We start from the raw sequence: 14,403 nt of genomic DNA on the forward strand, positions 1-14,403 counted from the left end.
CCGCCCGGACCCCCGTACCGTCCTGAAAACGCAAGTGTCCCGGACCCTGGGGGTCCGGGACAGGTGTTTCGTGGAGCCGCCTGTCGGAATCGAACCGACGACCATCCCATTACAAGTGGGAGACTCTGCCAACTGAGCTAAGGCGGCGCTGCTCGCACCACTGAATTCACGCGCGCGAGCACCCTCACTTTACACAGGGCGCTCCCTGCCGATCCACGAACTCACCTGCTCTCCCATAACCCTCCCGGCCACCCGTCGTTGAACGCACCGAATCGCTGTTCCGACAATCGGACAAAGCGAAGAAGCGAGGGAGGAGGCATGACCGAGGCACCCGAGCAACCGCTCCCGCCCCGCATCACCGGCACCGAAGCCAAGCGCATCAAGCGCGAGGCCCTGCGCATCCCCGACCAGCGCAAGCACCACCAGCGACCGGCCGCACCCATGAAGCGCCGGTCCAAGGAGCCCGGTACCCACCAGCGTGTCTACCGCTATCGCTGCTACCCGACCTCCGACCAGGCAGAACAGCTCATCGAGACCTTCGGCGCCTGCCGCTGGGTCTACAACGAGGGCCTGACCCTGCGGTCGAATGCCTGGCGCGACCATCGCGTCCCAGTCGGTTTCGCCGAGACCTGCCGCGCCCTCACCGGCTGGCGTCAGGCCCGCGAGACGTACTGGCTCCAGAACGTCTCCTCGACCGTCCTCCAGCAGTCCCTCCGCCACCTCGAAAACGCCTTCACCCGCTTCTTCAGAGGAGGGGTGAACTACCCGCGACACAACAAGAAGGGCCGCTCACGCGACTCCGCGACGTACGTACGCACCGGTTTCCGCTGGTTCGAGGACCCCGAGCGACCCGGCACCGGGCTGATCGCCCTCGCCAAGCAGACCGCCCCCCTCGACATCCGCTGGTCCCGCCCGCTCCCCGCAGGCACCACGCCCGTGAAGCTCACGATGACCCGGGACCGCGCGGGCCGCTTCTTCCTCTCCGTACTGGTCGAGGAACACATCGCACCTCTGCCTCCCGTCTTCCTGTCGGGCACCCACGCCCCGAAGGCGGTCGGCATCGACCTCGGTCTGGCCGCCCTCGTCACGCTGGACGACGGCGAGAAGCTGGACCACCCCCGTCTGCTTCGGAAGTACGAGAGGAAGCTCGCGAAGGCCCAGCGCGAGCTGCACCGCAAGAAGAGGGGATCGGCGAACCGGGAGAAGGCGCGCCAGGAGATCGCCCGCCTGTACGCCCTGATCAGCGACGTCCGCAAGGACATGCTGGACCAGCTCACCACCCGCCTCGTGCGCGAGAACCAAGTGCTCGTGGTGGAAGACCTGGCCGTCATGAACCTGATGCGGGCGGCCACCGGTCCTGGGCGCAGACGCAAGGCGAAGCTGAACCAGTCGATCCTCGACGCCTCGTGGGGCGAGCTGCTGAAGCAGCTCCGCTACAAATGCGAGTGGTACGGACGGACGCTCGTGATCGTCGACCGGTACTTCCCGTCGACACGACGTTGCTCGTCCTGCCGTCTGAAGGGGGAGCGGCTGGATCTCTCCGTACGGGAATGGACATGCGGCAGTTGCGGCGCGGTGCACGACCGGGACGTGAACGCGGCACGGAACCTCCGTGAGGAGGGGATGCTGCTGTACGGGCTGGTGGCCGAGGCTCTGCCTCCGGGACGGACCCCGCCTCCCTTGATCCGCGCCTCCGAAGTGCTGGAGGTTCCACTGGCCGCTTGAGACACATGCTGTACCGGACCGACGGGCCGTCGGCCGTAATGCCCGTGGAGCTCGTGCAAGACCGGCAGGGCGTGGTCCGCCAAGATCTCGTTCGGTCGGCAGTGGGTGTCGAAGCGGGAAGCCCAGCATCAGCAGGCACCGGTCAAAAGTTCGTTGCTCTGCCTGTAGACGCGCAAGGTCAAAAGTTCGTTGCTCTGCCACGGTTCACTAGCCGCGAAATCGCCCACCCCTTCCCTACTGACAGAACCCACTCGCCCGGGTAGCGTCACCCCTGGTCCGCCAAATTGGACCAGACCACTCCCTTACAACGGATCGTCCGGCACGTTCCTGCCGGTGAAGGAGACGCATCGCCATGGCGACAGTCACGTTCGACAAGGCCACCCGCATCTACCCGGGCTCCACCAAGCCCGCCGTGGACCAGCTCGAGATCGCGATCGAGGACGGCGAGTTCCTCGTCCTCGTCGGCCCGTCCGGCTGCGGGAAGTCCACCTCCCTGCGCATGCTCGCGGGCCTGGAGGACGTCAACGGCGGTGCGATCCGCATCGGCGACCGCGACGTCACCCACCTGCCGCCGAAGGACCGGGACATCGCCATGGTGTTCCAGAACTACGCGCTCTACCCGCACATGTCCGTCGCCGACAACATGGGCTTCGCCCTGAAGATCGCGGGCGTGAACAAGGCCGAGATCCGCAAGAAGGTCGAGGAGGCCGCGAAGATCCTCGACCTCACCGAGTACCTCGACCGCAAGCCGAAGGCCCTCTCCGGCGGTCAGCGCCAGCGTGTCGCGATGGGCCGCGCCATCGTGCGCGAGCCGCAGGTCTTCCTCATGGACGAGCCGCTGTCGAACCTCGACGCCAAGCTCCGCGTCTCGACCCGTACGCAGATCGCGAGCCTCCAGCGCCGCCTGGGCATCACCACCGTGTACGTCACGCACGACCAGGTCGAGGCCATGACCATGGGCGACCGGGTGGCCGTGCTGAAGGACGGCCTGCTCCAGCAGGTCGACTCGCCGCGCAACATGTACGACCGCCCGGCCAACCTCTTCGTCGCCGGCTTCATCGGCTCCCCGGCCATGAACCTGGTCGAGGTCCCGATCACCGACGGCGGCGTGAAGTTCGGCAACAGCGTCGTCCCGGTCTCCCGCGAGGCGCTCAGCGCCGCCGCCGACAAGGGCGACACCACCGTCACGGTCGGCGTGCGCCCCGAGCACTTCGACATCGTCGAGCACGGCGGCGAGGCCGCGAAGACCCTGACGAAGGACTCCGGCGACGCCCCGGCGGGCCTCGCCGTCTCCGTCAACGTCGTCGAGGAACTGGGCGCCGACGGTTACGTGTACGGCTCCGCCGAGGTCGGCGGCGAGCACAAGGACCTCGTCGTCCGCGTCAACGGCCGCGCCGTCCCGGACAAGGGCACCGAGCTGCACGTCGTCCCGCGTCCGGGCGAGCTGCACGTCTTCTCGACCAAGACCGGCGAGCGCCTCAGCGACTGATCCCCGCACCGCACACGGAAGGGCCCCGCACCGGACTGCGGGGCCCTTCCGCATGTGTGCCACCGCCTCACCGGACCGCCGACCCGTCACCCCGCCCACGCGCTTCCCCAAGCGCGTCCCGTCCCACGTTTAGCCGCCACCCACTCGAAATACCCCGGCACACTGGGCATTTCGAGCACCGTACGTCAACCCCTCATTCGAAAAAGGACATCGAACCATCCCCCATGAGGGTGACTGAATGTCGCCAAATCGTCACCGGCCGCTACGCTCACTCGCGTGACCCACTCAGCACGCCGTATCGGCCGAACCCTCGCCCTCGTCCTGCCCGTCGTCCTGGTTCTCTCCGGGACCCTGGCCGTCACCCGCGTCCCGTGGGTCGCCGGCACTCCCGAGTCCCAGATGCTCACCGCATCCGCCGAAGGTGTCTCCCAGCAGGCCAAGTCCCGTGCCCCGCAGGATATTCTGCGCGACCGGCTTCTGGTGGAACTTCAGGAGAAGGACCCCGGAACGGCCCTCACCCACCTCCAGCGCGAGGTCGAGCGCCGCCCGTCCCTCGCCAAGCACTGCATGAACATCGCCCGCGCCCTCGGCCGCGCCGCCGTCACGCACTACGGCCCGACCCGCGCCCAGTCGTACTCGCGGCCCGTCTGCGACACCTCCTTCGCCTCCGGCGTCGCGAACCACCGCCCCTGACCCGCCCGAGACCACGGACCCGGACACGACCGACAGAGCTGACAGTCCTGCCCCTCGCCGGCGGCGCCCCGCGCGCCGCATATCGTCCCCTGCATGACCCCCACCCCCAGCCCCCTCACCGCGACGTCCGCCGCACCGACGCAGGCCGTCGTCCTGGCCGGCGGCCAGGGCTCGCGACTGCGCCCGTACACCGACGACCGCCCCAAGCCGATGGTCGAGATTCCCGGCACCGGAACCCCGATCATCGGCCATCAGCTGTCCTGGCTCGCCGCCGAGGGCGTCACTGACGCAGTCGTCTCCTGCGGCCACCTCGCCGAGGTCCTCCAGGACTGGCTCGCCGACCGGGCCCCCGAACTCCCCCTGCGCGTCACGACGGTGGTCGAGACGGAGCCCCTGGGCCGGGGAGGCGGCCTGAAGCACGCGGCGCAGCACCTCCCCGAACCCGGACAGCCCTGGTACGCCGCCAACGGCGACATCTGGACCCGGTTCTCCCTGCGCGACATGGCCGCCTTCCACGCCGAGCGCGACGCCACCGCCACCCTGGCCCTGGCCCGACCGCGCATCCCCTGGGGCGCCGTCGAGACGGACACCTTCGGCAACGTCACCGACTTCATCGAGTCGCCGCCCTCGCCGTACCTCATCAACGCGGGCGTGTACGTCTTCTCCGCCGCCTTCACCGCCCTGCTGCCCGACCTCGGCGACCACGAGCGCACCACGTTCCCCCGCCTGGCCCGCTCCCGCAGCCTGGCCGGCTACCCGATCCCGCAGGGCGCCTACTGGCGTGCCATCGACACCGCGAAGGACCTCACCGAGGCCGCCAAGGAGCTGGCCGCCCAGCGGGGTTGAGGCTCCCGCGTACGCACGCATGCGGGAGGGGCCCGGCACCATCGCGGTGCCGGGCCCCTCCGTTCAGCCGTGCGTACGCCTGTCGGCCTACCCGAGCAGTCCGCCGATCACCTTGTCCGCACCCGAACCGCCGCCGGAGCTGCCGCCGTTGGAGCCGCCGCCCGAGGACGAGCCGCCCGAGGAGGACCCGCCGGTGCTCGAACCGCCGGTGCTGCCGCCACCGGAGGCGGTGCCGCCGCCGCTGGAGGACGGTCCCGCCGTGGCGGTCGGACCGGCGGTGCTCGCCGCCGGGGGGGTGTTCCGGGTGGGCGTGCGGCCCGTGGAACCCTGCTTCCGGCTCGGGCCCGCGGTCGCGCCCGCGGTGGCCGTGGCCCGCGGACCGGCCGACGTGCTGGGCCTCGCCGACGGCTTGACCGAGGCGGAGGCCGAGGGCCTGGGCGCCTTGCGCTCCGGGGTCTTGGGGGTGCGCTGGACGCCGGGCTCCTTGGGGAGCGGACGGCCGGGCAGGTGGTTCGCCGGGTCGTCCTCGGGGCCGGGCACGACGACCTCCGCCGAGCGGACCGCTCCGCCGAGCACCGAGCCGACCAGCAGGGTGAGGCCGACGACCAGCGTGACCATCAGGAAGCCGCGCCGCAGCACCCGCCGCCGCAGCTCCCACACCTCGCTGCGCGGGCCCAGCGTCCGCCAGGCCTCGCCCGTGAGCCGGGAGTCCATCGAGTAGACCGGAGCGCCCGCGATGATCAGCGGCGACCAGGCGGCGAGGTAGATGATGTCCGGCGCGTCGTAGGCCGGGACGCTCTTCCAGCTCACGGTCAGCAGCAGCGCCGCCGACAGCAGCGTCCCGACGACCGCCGCGACCCGCTGCCACAGCCCCAGCACGGTGAGCACGCCCACGATGACCTGGAGGAAGGCCACGCTGAGCCCCGCGCCCACCGGGTGCTGGAGCGCGAAGTCGCGCAGCGGCTCGGCGAGCGGCCACGGGTGCAGCGCGTTGAGCCACTTGACCATGGAGCCGCGCTCGCCGCCGTCGAAGAAGACGGGGTCGCAGAGCTTGCCCATGCCCGCGTAGATGGAGATGAAGCCGAGGAAGACGCGCAGCGGCAGCAGCACCACGCCGAGGTTCATCCGCCGGTCGGGGTAGAAGGAGTGCCGCGAGCGCCCGTCGGTGCGCTCGTCCGGCCTCTCGTCCTCGTCCTCGTACGGGACTTCCTCGTCGGTCTCGTATGTGTCGTACGCGCCCTCGGCCTGCCGCATGCGGGGCAGCATCCGGGGGGGCTCGCCCGTCGCGCCGGCGACGGCCGGGGTCTGCATGGTGTCGTCGGGGAGCCGCCCCGGCGGCCCGACGCGCGGGATGAGCTGGGTCGCCCCGGCGTCGAGGTCGTCGGACGCGTCGAGGGGGCGGGTCGCGGTCGAGTCGCGCACGGCCTGGAGGAGTCCGCCCGCGCCGGGGTCGCCCGGCTCGGACCTGCCCGTCCACACGACGGGCGTCCGGCGGCGTCCGGCCGCCGCGCCCGCCGCCGCTCCGACGGCCGCTCCCGCCCCGCTGAGGGCTCCCGCCCCGCTGAGCGCGGGGATCCTCGCCGTCCGGTCGTCCAGAGCACCCCGCACCACGGTGGGGCGCGCGCTCTGGCTCGGGGCGAGCTGCACGCGGAAGCTGGCGTGGTTGACGATGACCTGCGCCGGGTCGCAGGGCACCTTGACCATGCTCAGTGCGGGCTGATCGTCGAACCCGGGTGTTCTGGTGTCCACACTCATCTAACCGAGTGAAGTGTGTTGAGGACACTGCCTTGACGCCTTCGATCTGTCCGAGACCCGTCAAACTGACACGATCTCGCCCCGTTCCCGCCGACACCGCAGGTCACCACAGGTGGACGAGAAGGGCCCCGGACGGAATCCGGGGCCCTCGGCACGACCGGACGCGCTACTTCCGGCGGCGCGCCGTCTCGTACAGGACGATCCCGGCCGCGACACCGGCGTTCAGCGACTCCGCGCCGCCCGGCATCGAGATCCGCACCCGGTAGTCGCAGGTCTCGCCGACCAGGCGGCCCAGGCCCTTGCCCTCGCCGCCGATGACGATGCAGACCGGGCCCGCGAGCTGCTCCAGGTCCTCGACCTTGTGCTCGCCGTCGGCGGCGAGGCCGACGACCGTGACACCGGCCTTCTTGTACTCCTCCAGCGCGCGGGTCAGGTTGGTGACGCGCGAGACGGGGGTGCGGGCGGCGGTGCCGGCGGAGGACTTCCACGCGCCGGCGGTCATGCCGGCCGCGCGCCGCTCGGGCACGACGACGCCGTGGCCGCCGAAGGCGGAGGTGGAGCGGATGATTGCGCCGAGGTTGCGCGGGTCGGTCACGCCGTCCAGCGCGACGACCAGGGGCTCCTCGTGGTTGTCGTACGCCGCGTCCAGCAGGTCCTGCGGGTGGGCGTACTCGTACGGCGGGACCTGGAGGACGACGCCCTGGTGGTTGAGGCCGTTGGTCATCCGGTCCAGCTCGGCGCGCGGCGCCTCCATGAGGTTGATCTTGCCGCGCTCGCCGGCGAGCTGGAGGATCTCGCGGACCCGCTCGTCGTTGTCGATGTACTGCTGGATGTAGAGCGTGATGGCGGGGACGCCGTCGCGCAGGGCCTCGTAGACCGGGTTGCGGCCGACGACCATCTCCGAGGTGCCCTTGGCGCCGCCGCGGCGCGGGGCGGGGCGGCGGGCCTGGGCGTGCTTGGCCTTGGCGGTGGCGAGACGGTTCGCCTTGTGCTTCTTGCGGTCCTCCGCCTTCGGGGTCGGGCCCCTGCCCTCGAGACCCTTGCGGCGCTGCCCGCCGCTGCCGACCTGCATGCCCTTCTTGTTGGACGTGCGTCGGTTCCTGCGCTGGCTGTTGCCGGCCATGACTACCTGTTTCCTGTGGATCCGGCGATCCACATGGTGATGCAGATCGTCTATGCGTCGTTCGTGTGTACGTCAATGAAGTGTGCCGCCCGGGAGCCCGGGCGGCACGTCGGTAAGCCCTGGGACAGCCCCTAGCGGGGCCCGAGCGTCCACCTCGGTCCGGCCGGGCTGTCCTCGATGACCAGGCCCGTCTGCTGGAGCTGGTCGCGGATGGCGTCGGCCGCCGCCCAGTCCTTGCGCTCGCGCGCGGACTGGCGCTGGTCGAGGACGAGCCGTACGAGGGTGTCGACGACCCCGTGCAGGTCCTCGCCGCGGTCGGACTCGCCGGCCCAGTGCGGGTCGAGCGGGTCCAGGCCCAGGACACCGAGCATGGCACGGACCTCGGCGAGGCGGGCCACCGCGGCTTCCTTGTCGTCGGCGGCGAGGGCGGAGTTCCCCTGCCGGACGGTGGTGTGGATGATCGCGAGGGCCTGCGGGACGCCGAGGTCGTCGTCCATGGCCTCCGCGAACGCCGGGGGCACCTCGGCGGCGGGCTGGACCGGCCCCGCCTTCTCCACCACGCGCTGCACGAAGCCCTCGATGCGCGCGAAGGCCGACTCCGCCTCGCGCAGGGCCTCCTCGCTGTACTCGATGGCGGAGCGGTAGTGCGGGGTGCCGAGGTAGTAGCGCAGCACGATCGGCCGCCAGGTCTTGACCATCTCGGAGACGAGGACCGAGTTCCCGAGGGACTTGGCCATCTTCTCGCCGGCCATCGTCACCCAGTGGTTGTGCACCCAGAAGTTCGCGAAGTCGTCGCCGAACGCCTTGGCCTGGGCGATCTCGTTCTCGTGGTGCGGGAAGATCAGGTCGATGCCGCCGCCGTGGACGTCGAAGGCCCGGCCGAGGTACTTGTGCGCCATGGCCGAGCACTCCAGGTGCCAGCCGGGACGGCCGCGGCCCCAGGGGGACGCCCAGCTGGGCTCGCCCGGCTTGACGGCCTTCCACATGGCGAAGTCGCGGGGGTCGCGCTTGCCGGTGATGCCCTCCTCGGCGGGCTGGCGCAGTCCGTCGAGCTCCTGGTTGGAGAGCTCCAGGTAGCCGTCGTACGAGCGGACGTCGAAGTAGACGCTGCCGTCGGCCTCGTACGCGTGCCCGCGCTCGATCAGGCCCTGCATCATCTCGACCATCTCGGTGATGTGACCGGTGGCGCGGGGCTCGTAGGTGGGCGGCAGGCAGCCGAGAGCGGTGTAGCCGTCGTTGAAGACGCGCTCGTTCTCGTAGCCGATGGCCCACCACGGGCGGTCCTGCTCGGCCGACTTCGCGATGATCTTGTCGTCGATGTCGGTGACGTTGCGGACGAAGGTCACGTCGTAGCCGCGGTGGGCGAACCACCGCCGCATGATGTCGAAGTTCAGTCCCGACCGGATGTGCCCGATGTGCGGGGCGGCCTGCACGGTGGCGCCACACAGGTAGATCGAGACACAGCCCGGGACGAGCGGGGTGAAGTCACGCGTCTGCCGGGCGCTGGTGTCGTACAGGCGAATAGTCACCTCTCAAGGGTACTGAGTGTTTGCCGTGCCACGGGCCCGTACCCCGCGCGGAGGCCCGGCGGGACACGGGCCGGGGCGCCCGTCAGATGTTGCCGACGACCTTGCGGGCCCGCACGCGGACGACGACGCGCTCGGTGTCGTCGACGGCGGTCGGGTTGAACTCGGCGTACTTCTTGCCGGTGTACTTCACGGACAGCTCGTCGATGAGCTCCTGGCCGCCCTCGGTCGTCAGCTCGGCGGTGCCGCGGATCTCGGCGTAGGAGTAGGGGGCGTCGAAGGGCTGGAGGAGGACGGTGACGCGGGGGTCGCGCCGCAGGTTCTTCTCCTTCCGCCTGCCGAGCGTCGTCGAGAACAGCACGTCGTCCCCGTCCCGCTTCACCCAGACCGGTGAGACCTGGGGACTGCCGTCGGGCTGGATGGTGGCGACGGAGATGAAGACGGGGGTGTCGAGGAGTGCCTTGAGCTGGTCGCTGAGTGCGGCGGTCACGGTGTTCGCGTCCTTCCGGGGGTCACGGGTACGGCTTGGCCTCTCTACGTCTACCCGGTCGCCCGCTCCCCATGGCGGAGGCAGCGCGCGAGAAGCGCTCCGGCCAGTGGCACGGCGGCCAGGACGCTCCACAGGACCACGCCCCCGCCGGCCGTCAGCGTGCCGGTGGCGGAGCTCCCCACCAGCACGACCAGCCCCGACACGGAGGACAGCGCCCCCATGGCGAGTCCGAGGTGCCGGTCGTCGACGAGGTCGGGCACGAGGGCGCGGGCGGCGGGCACGAGCAGCATCTGCCCGAGCGTGACGGCGACGACGAGGAACGCGCCGGGAAGCAGTCCGGCGGCCCCGGTGAGGCGCAGGGGCACGGAGGCGGCGACGCCGAGGAACCCGGCCCCCACCACGCACAGCCCGCTGACCAGCGCGGTACGCAGTCCCAGCCGCCGGCCCGCCCACCGGGTGACGGGGAGCTGCACGGACACCACCAGCAGCGAGGACAGCGCGAACAGCCACCCGAGCGCGGCCTGCGAGCCGGTCGCCCGTTCCACCTCGGCGGGCAGGGAGAGGTAGAGCTGGTTGTACGCGACGAGGTAGGAGCCGTACGCCAGGCACACGACGGCGAAGCCGGGGCCGGCCAGCAGCGCCCGCACCCCGCCCCGCCGGTGCTCCCGCTCGTGCGCCCCTTCGCGGGCGGGCATCAGCCGCCAGTGCCCGGCCAGCACGGCCACGAACACCGCGGCCCCCGCCAGACAGACCGCCCGGAACCCGGCCCCCAGCAGCAGGGACCCCAGCAGCGGCCCGAGGAACGCGCCCGCCTGCCCGGCCGCGGAGAACACGGCCAGCACCTGGGCCCGGGGCGTCCCGGTCGCCGCCTCGAACCGCACGGCCTCCCGCGCGGTCTCCGACTCGACGGCGGGCGAGAACAGCGCCGCCGCGAACCCGATCAGCAGGACGGCCCCGACCACGGTCGCCGTCCCCTCCGCGAACGCCAGCCAGCCGAACCCGGCGATCCGCAGCACGCACCCCACCAGCACCACGGGCCTCGGCCCGTACCGGTCGGTGAGGGCCCCGCCGACGACGAACAGCCCCTGCTGGCTGAAGGTGCGCAGCCCCAGCACGAACCCGACCGCCCACCCGGCCATTCCGAGCGCCGTGCCGAGATGCTGCGCCAGGTACGGCAGCACGGCGAAGAACCCCACGTTGAACGCGAGCTGCGTCCCCACCAGAAGCCGCAGGTACGCCGGCAGCCCCCGCACCTCCCGGAACACCCGCCACCGGCCCCGGGACGCCGGGGCGGCCCCCTCCGCCCCGGCCCCCTTGGGCGACGGGGCCGCCCCCAGGGGGCGGAACGGGCGGGCGAGGGGGCGGCCCCGCCCGCTCCCGGCCCGCCCGGCCGCCGCCCCCTCGTCGGGGCCGCCGGGGTCCGGGCCCGCCCCGGCCCCGCCGCAGCCGCCCCCGTCCGGCCCCCTCACACCCGTACCTCCGCGACCCCTTCGTCCACAGCTGTGGACGACCGCCCGCGCCGTCCGCCTCCCGCGACCGCCGCCCACAGCACCGCCCCCGTCCCCAGCGCCACCAGCGCCCCCGCCGGTCCCAGCACCGCCCACGGGGCCCGTTCCGCGTACGGCATGTTCTCGGCCAGCATCCGCCCCCACTCGGGGGCCGGCGGCGCCGCACCCAGTCCGAGGAAGCTCAGCGAGGCGAGGGCCAGGGCGAGCGCCGGAACGCGCAGCACCGCGTGCCGGACGACCCCTGGCAGCACCCCCGGCAGGATGTGGCGGCGCAGCACCCACCCGGGCCCGGCCCCCGCCGCCCGGGCCGCCGCCACATGCGGAGCGGCCCGTTCCTGCTCGTACAGCGCCCGGGTGTGCGCGGCCAGCGGCGCCCAGGCCACCACCGACACCGCGACCGCGGCCGCCACCGCGCCCGGGCCCGCGACGCCCGCGACCACCAGGCCCGCGACGATCGCGGGCAGCGCGTTGACCATCTCGGTGAAGCCCCCGGCCCCGGGGACCAGTCCCACCAGCACCCCGATCACCAGTGTCACCGCGGAGACCGCCAGCGCCGCCAGCACCGTCCGTCCCGCCCCGTGCCCGAGCCGGGCCAGCGTGTCGCGGCCGAGCGAGTCCGTGCCGAGGGGATGCCCGGCCCCGGGCCCCGCCAGCCGGGCCGTCACGTCGATGGCGTACGGGTCCCGCAGCAGCCCCGCCACCACCACTCCCACGAACACCACCGTCACCAGCACGGCCCCCCACCGCACCGCCCGCCCCGCCGCGAGCCGGGGCCTGACCAGCGTCGGCAGCGCACCGTCCCGCAGCGCGGGCCCGAGGAGCAGCCGCCCGAGCCCCCGCACCGCGAGCCCCGCCGCCACCCCGAGCAACAGCAGCACCAGCACGGCCGCCTGAAGCACCGGCAGGTCCTGGGCCAGGGCGGCGCTCAGCGCGGTGCCGCCGAGACCCGGAATCGCGAAGAGGGTCTCCACCGCGACCGCCCCGCCGGTCAGGCCGACCACCACGAACCCGAACTGCGGCAGCACCCCGGGCAGCGTCCGGCGCAGGGCGTGCCGCGCCACCCGGGCGCCGGGAATGCCGCGGGCCGCGGCCGCCCGCGCCCAGGGCTCCGCGAAGGCCGCCGGCAGCGCGTCGTCCAGCAGCCGCCCGAGCAGCGCGCCCGCCGGGACGCCCATGGCGACGGCGGGGAGGACGGCCGAGGAGAAGGTCCCCCAGCCCACCGCGGGGAACCACCCCGCCTGCACGGCGAAGACCGTCGCCAGCACCGCCGCGACCAGGAACTCCGGCAGCGCGGCGAGCGCCGCCCCGAGCACGCCCGCCCGCGCCCGGACGAGCCCGCGCCGCGCCCCGAGCCGCAGCGTCCGCAGGCACAGCAGCCCCGCCAGCACCACGGCCACCAGCAGCGAACAGCCCATCAGGGTCAGGGAGACCCCGAGGGCGGCCGTCACGTCCGGGCCGACGGGCGCGCCCGACACCCACGACACCCCGAAGTCCCCGTGCGCGACCCCGCCCAGCCAGTCGCCCAGCACCTGCGGCGGGCCGCCGTCGAGGCCGGTCTCCGCGCGGATCGCGGCGAGCACCCCGGGGGTCGGCGGCCGGTCGGCGTACCGCGCGTGCAGGATGGTCAGAGCCGGATCGTTCCTGGTCAGCCAGGGCAGCAGCCCGACGGCCAGCACCATGCCGACGAGGGCGGCGGCCCTCCCGGCGAGCCCTCCCAGCCTCATCCGACGCGTGTGTCGGCGGTGACCAGCGTCCGCTCCGTCGGGTCGAGCGAGACGCCCTCGACGCCCTTGCCGACGCCCTGCACGAACCGCTCGTGCACCAGCGGAACCACCGCGTCCGTGCGCAGCACGGCCGCCTCGGCCTTCATCTCGGCGGCCTGCCGGTCCGGGGTCCCGGCGGCGGAGACGGTCGCGGCGACGGCCGCGTCGACCTGCTTGTCGCAGAGCTGGGCGATGTTGAAGGACCCGGCGCAGGTGAAATCGCTGGCCAGGTACGAGGACGGGTCGCCGGTGTCGAGCAGGGTGTTGCGCGGCAGGATGAACGCGTCGAACTTCCCGCCGAGCGCGTCGGCCTCCATCTGCGCGTAGTCCCGGACCACCTGGCGGACCCGGAAGCCCGCCTTCTCCCACTGCTGCTGCACGGCCGTGGCGACCTCGGGCAGCTCGGGCCGGTTGGTGTAGGTGGCGAGGACGATCTCGCCGGCGGCCGTGACCTCGTCCTTCGGTGCGGGGGCGGTCCGGTCCGCGACGGGCACGCGCTGCTTCGCCGCCCAGCCGACGCCCGGCCCGAAGAGGCCCTGCGCGGTGTCGGCCCGGCCCTCGTACACGCCCTCGACCAGCGCCTTGCTGTCGACGGCGGTGCGGGCGGCGGCCCGCAGCGCGGCGTCCGCGAAGGGGCCCTTCCGGGTGTTGAGGTACAGGCTGTTGGTGCGCGCGGTGGGCACCTCGCGGACCTGCCCCTCGTCCAGCAGGGAGGCCTGCGAGACGGGCACGTACTCGGCGATGTCGGTCTGCCCGGCGCGCAGGGCGTTGGCCCGCGCCTTGCCGTCGGCGACGAACTTCACGTCGACGCCGGGGGCCTTGGCCTTCGTGCCCCAGTAGGAGTCGTTCCTGGTCAGGGTCGCGCTGACGGCGCCGTTGAGCTCGGTCAGGGTGAACGGGCCGGTGGCGTGCCCGGCGGGGTTCACCTTGCCGCCGCCGTACGCGCCCGCCGACAGGATCGCCAGCGAGGGGTTCGCCAGGCGCTGGGGCAGCAGCGGGTCGGCGGTCTTCGTCGTGATGCGTACGGTCTGGACGCCGCCGGAGACGACGGCCTCGGCCTCGATGTCCGTGTCGCTGAGCACGCGCGGCTTGGGCGAGGCCTGTTCGGCGGCGGCCAGCGCGCGCACGACGGACTCGGCGTCGACCGGCTTGCCGTCCTGGAAGACGGCCTTGCGGAGGGTGAAGGTCCAGGCCCTGTCGCCGTCGGGCTTCCACCCGGTGGCCAGTGCGGGCAGTGCCTCGCCGTTCCTGCCGAGCGCGGTGAGGCCCTCGACGACCGCGAGACGGCTGAGGGTCACGGCGTCGTCGCCGTACGGGGACATGGCCTGCGCGGGCGGAAAGGCGAGCGAGACCCGCAGCCGTCCGCCGTCCCCCGAGCCCGTCGCACTTCCGGAACCACCACCTCCGCAGGCCGTGACGGTCAGGGCGAGCGTGGCGGCGGTCGCTGCGAGGGGCAGCGCGGCACGACGGCGTATCGAGGACATG

The 14,403-nt window shown here is 72.8% G+C and carries 11 protein-coding genes and 1 tRNA gene; 4 read left to right on the top strand and 8 right to left on the bottom strand.

Annotated elements, in window-relative coordinates:
• Positions 1 to 71: 71 nt before the first annotated feature.
• Positions 72 to 147: transfer RNA gene (locus ACIP93_RS02135), tRNA-Thr, on the bottom strand.
• 171 nt (positions 148 to 318) lie between these two features.
• Here ACIP93_RS02135 and ACIP93_RS02140 point away from each other — a divergent pair.
• The 4 genes from ACIP93_RS02140 (at position 319) to ACIP93_RS02155 (ending at position 4,753) form a co-directional block, all read left to right on the top strand.
• On the top strand, positions 319 to 1,725 hold the full coding sequence (locus tag ACIP93_RS02140) for an RNA-guided endonuclease InsQ/TnpB family protein (RefSeq protein ID WP_401754690.1): 1,407 nt from the start codon (positions 319 to 321) through the stop codon (positions 1,723 to 1,725).
• 352 nt (positions 1,726 to 2,077) lie between these two features.
• The gene (locus ACIP93_RS02145) at positions 2,078 to 3,214 is read left to right on the top strand and encodes a sn-glycerol-3-phosphate ABC transporter ATP-binding protein UgpC (protein ID WP_345221450.1); all 1,137 of its coding nucleotides are present in this window, start codon (positions 2,078 to 2,080) and stop codon (positions 3,212 to 3,214) included.
• Between the two features lie 276 nt (positions 3,215 to 3,490).
• On the top strand, positions 3,491 to 3,907 hold the full coding sequence (locus tag ACIP93_RS02150) for a hypothetical protein (RefSeq protein ID WP_345221448.1): 417 nt from the start codon (positions 3,491 to 3,493) through the stop codon (positions 3,905 to 3,907).
• A 93-nt stretch (positions 3,908 to 4,000) separates the two neighbouring features.
• A complete protein-coding gene (locus ACIP93_RS02155; protein ID WP_345221446.1) occupies positions 4,001 to 4,753 on the top strand; it encodes a nucleotidyltransferase family protein in 753 nt (250 codons plus the stop codon).
• Between the two features lie 87 nt (positions 4,754 to 4,840).
• Here the strand turns inward: ACIP93_RS02155 and ACIP93_RS02160 are convergent, their stop codons facing one another.
• The 7 genes from ACIP93_RS02160 to ACIP93_RS02190 all read right to left on the bottom strand — a co-directional run bounded on the left by ACIP93_RS02160 (position 4,841) and on the right by ACIP93_RS02190 (position 14,402).
• Positions 4,841 to 6,508: a DoxX family membrane protein gene (locus tag ACIP93_RS02160; RefSeq protein WP_401754695.1), complete on the bottom strand. Its 1,668-nt coding sequence runs from the start codon at positions 6,506 to 6,508 to the stop codon at positions 4,841 to 4,843.
• A 166-nt stretch (positions 6,509 to 6,674) separates the two neighbouring features.
• Entirely contained in the window at positions 6,675 to 7,631 is a 957-nt protein-coding gene (rlmB, locus tag ACIP93_RS02165; protein WP_345221444.1) for a 23S rRNA (guanosine(2251)-2'-O)-methyltransferase RlmB, read from the bottom strand.
• Positions 7,632 to 7,762: 131 nt separating this feature from the next.
• Entirely contained in the window at positions 7,763 to 9,160 is a 1,398-nt protein-coding gene (gene cysS / locus ACIP93_RS02170; RefSeq protein ID WP_345221442.1) for a cysteine--tRNA ligase, read from the bottom strand.
• A gap of 82 nt (positions 9,161 to 9,242) precedes the next feature.
• A complete protein-coding gene (locus tag ACIP93_RS02175) occupies positions 9,243 to 9,647 on the bottom strand; it encodes a PPOX class F420-dependent oxidoreductase (protein WP_345221440.1) in 405 nt (134 codons plus the stop codon).
• A 50-nt stretch (positions 9,648 to 9,697) separates the two neighbouring features.
• Entirely contained in the window at positions 9,698 to 10,912 is a 1,215-nt protein-coding gene (locus ACIP93_RS02180) for an MFS transporter (protein WP_401755627.1), read from the bottom strand.
• A gap of 200 nt (positions 10,913 to 11,112) precedes the next feature.
• Complete coding sequence (locus tag ACIP93_RS02185; RefSeq protein ID WP_401754700.1) at positions 11,113 to 12,879, bottom strand: ABC transporter permease subunit; 1,767 nt, start codon at positions 12,877 to 12,879, stop codon at positions 11,113 to 11,115.
• Positions 12,876 to 14,402 (bottom strand): ABC transporter substrate-binding protein, encoded by a 1,527-nt coding sequence (locus tag ACIP93_RS02190; RefSeq protein ID WP_401754703.1) that lies wholly within the window; start codon positions 14,400 to 14,402, stop codon positions 12,876 to 12,878. The genes ACIP93_RS02185 and ACIP93_RS02190 overlap by 4 nt, the downstream gene beginning before the upstream one ends.
• Between the last annotated feature and the right edge of the window lies 1 nt (position 14,403).

It is taken from the genome of Streptomyces sp. NPDC088745 (assembly GCF_044751045.1).
GTDB lineage: Bacteria > Actinomycetota > Actinomycetes > Streptomycetales > Streptomycetaceae > Streptomyces > Streptomyces cremeus.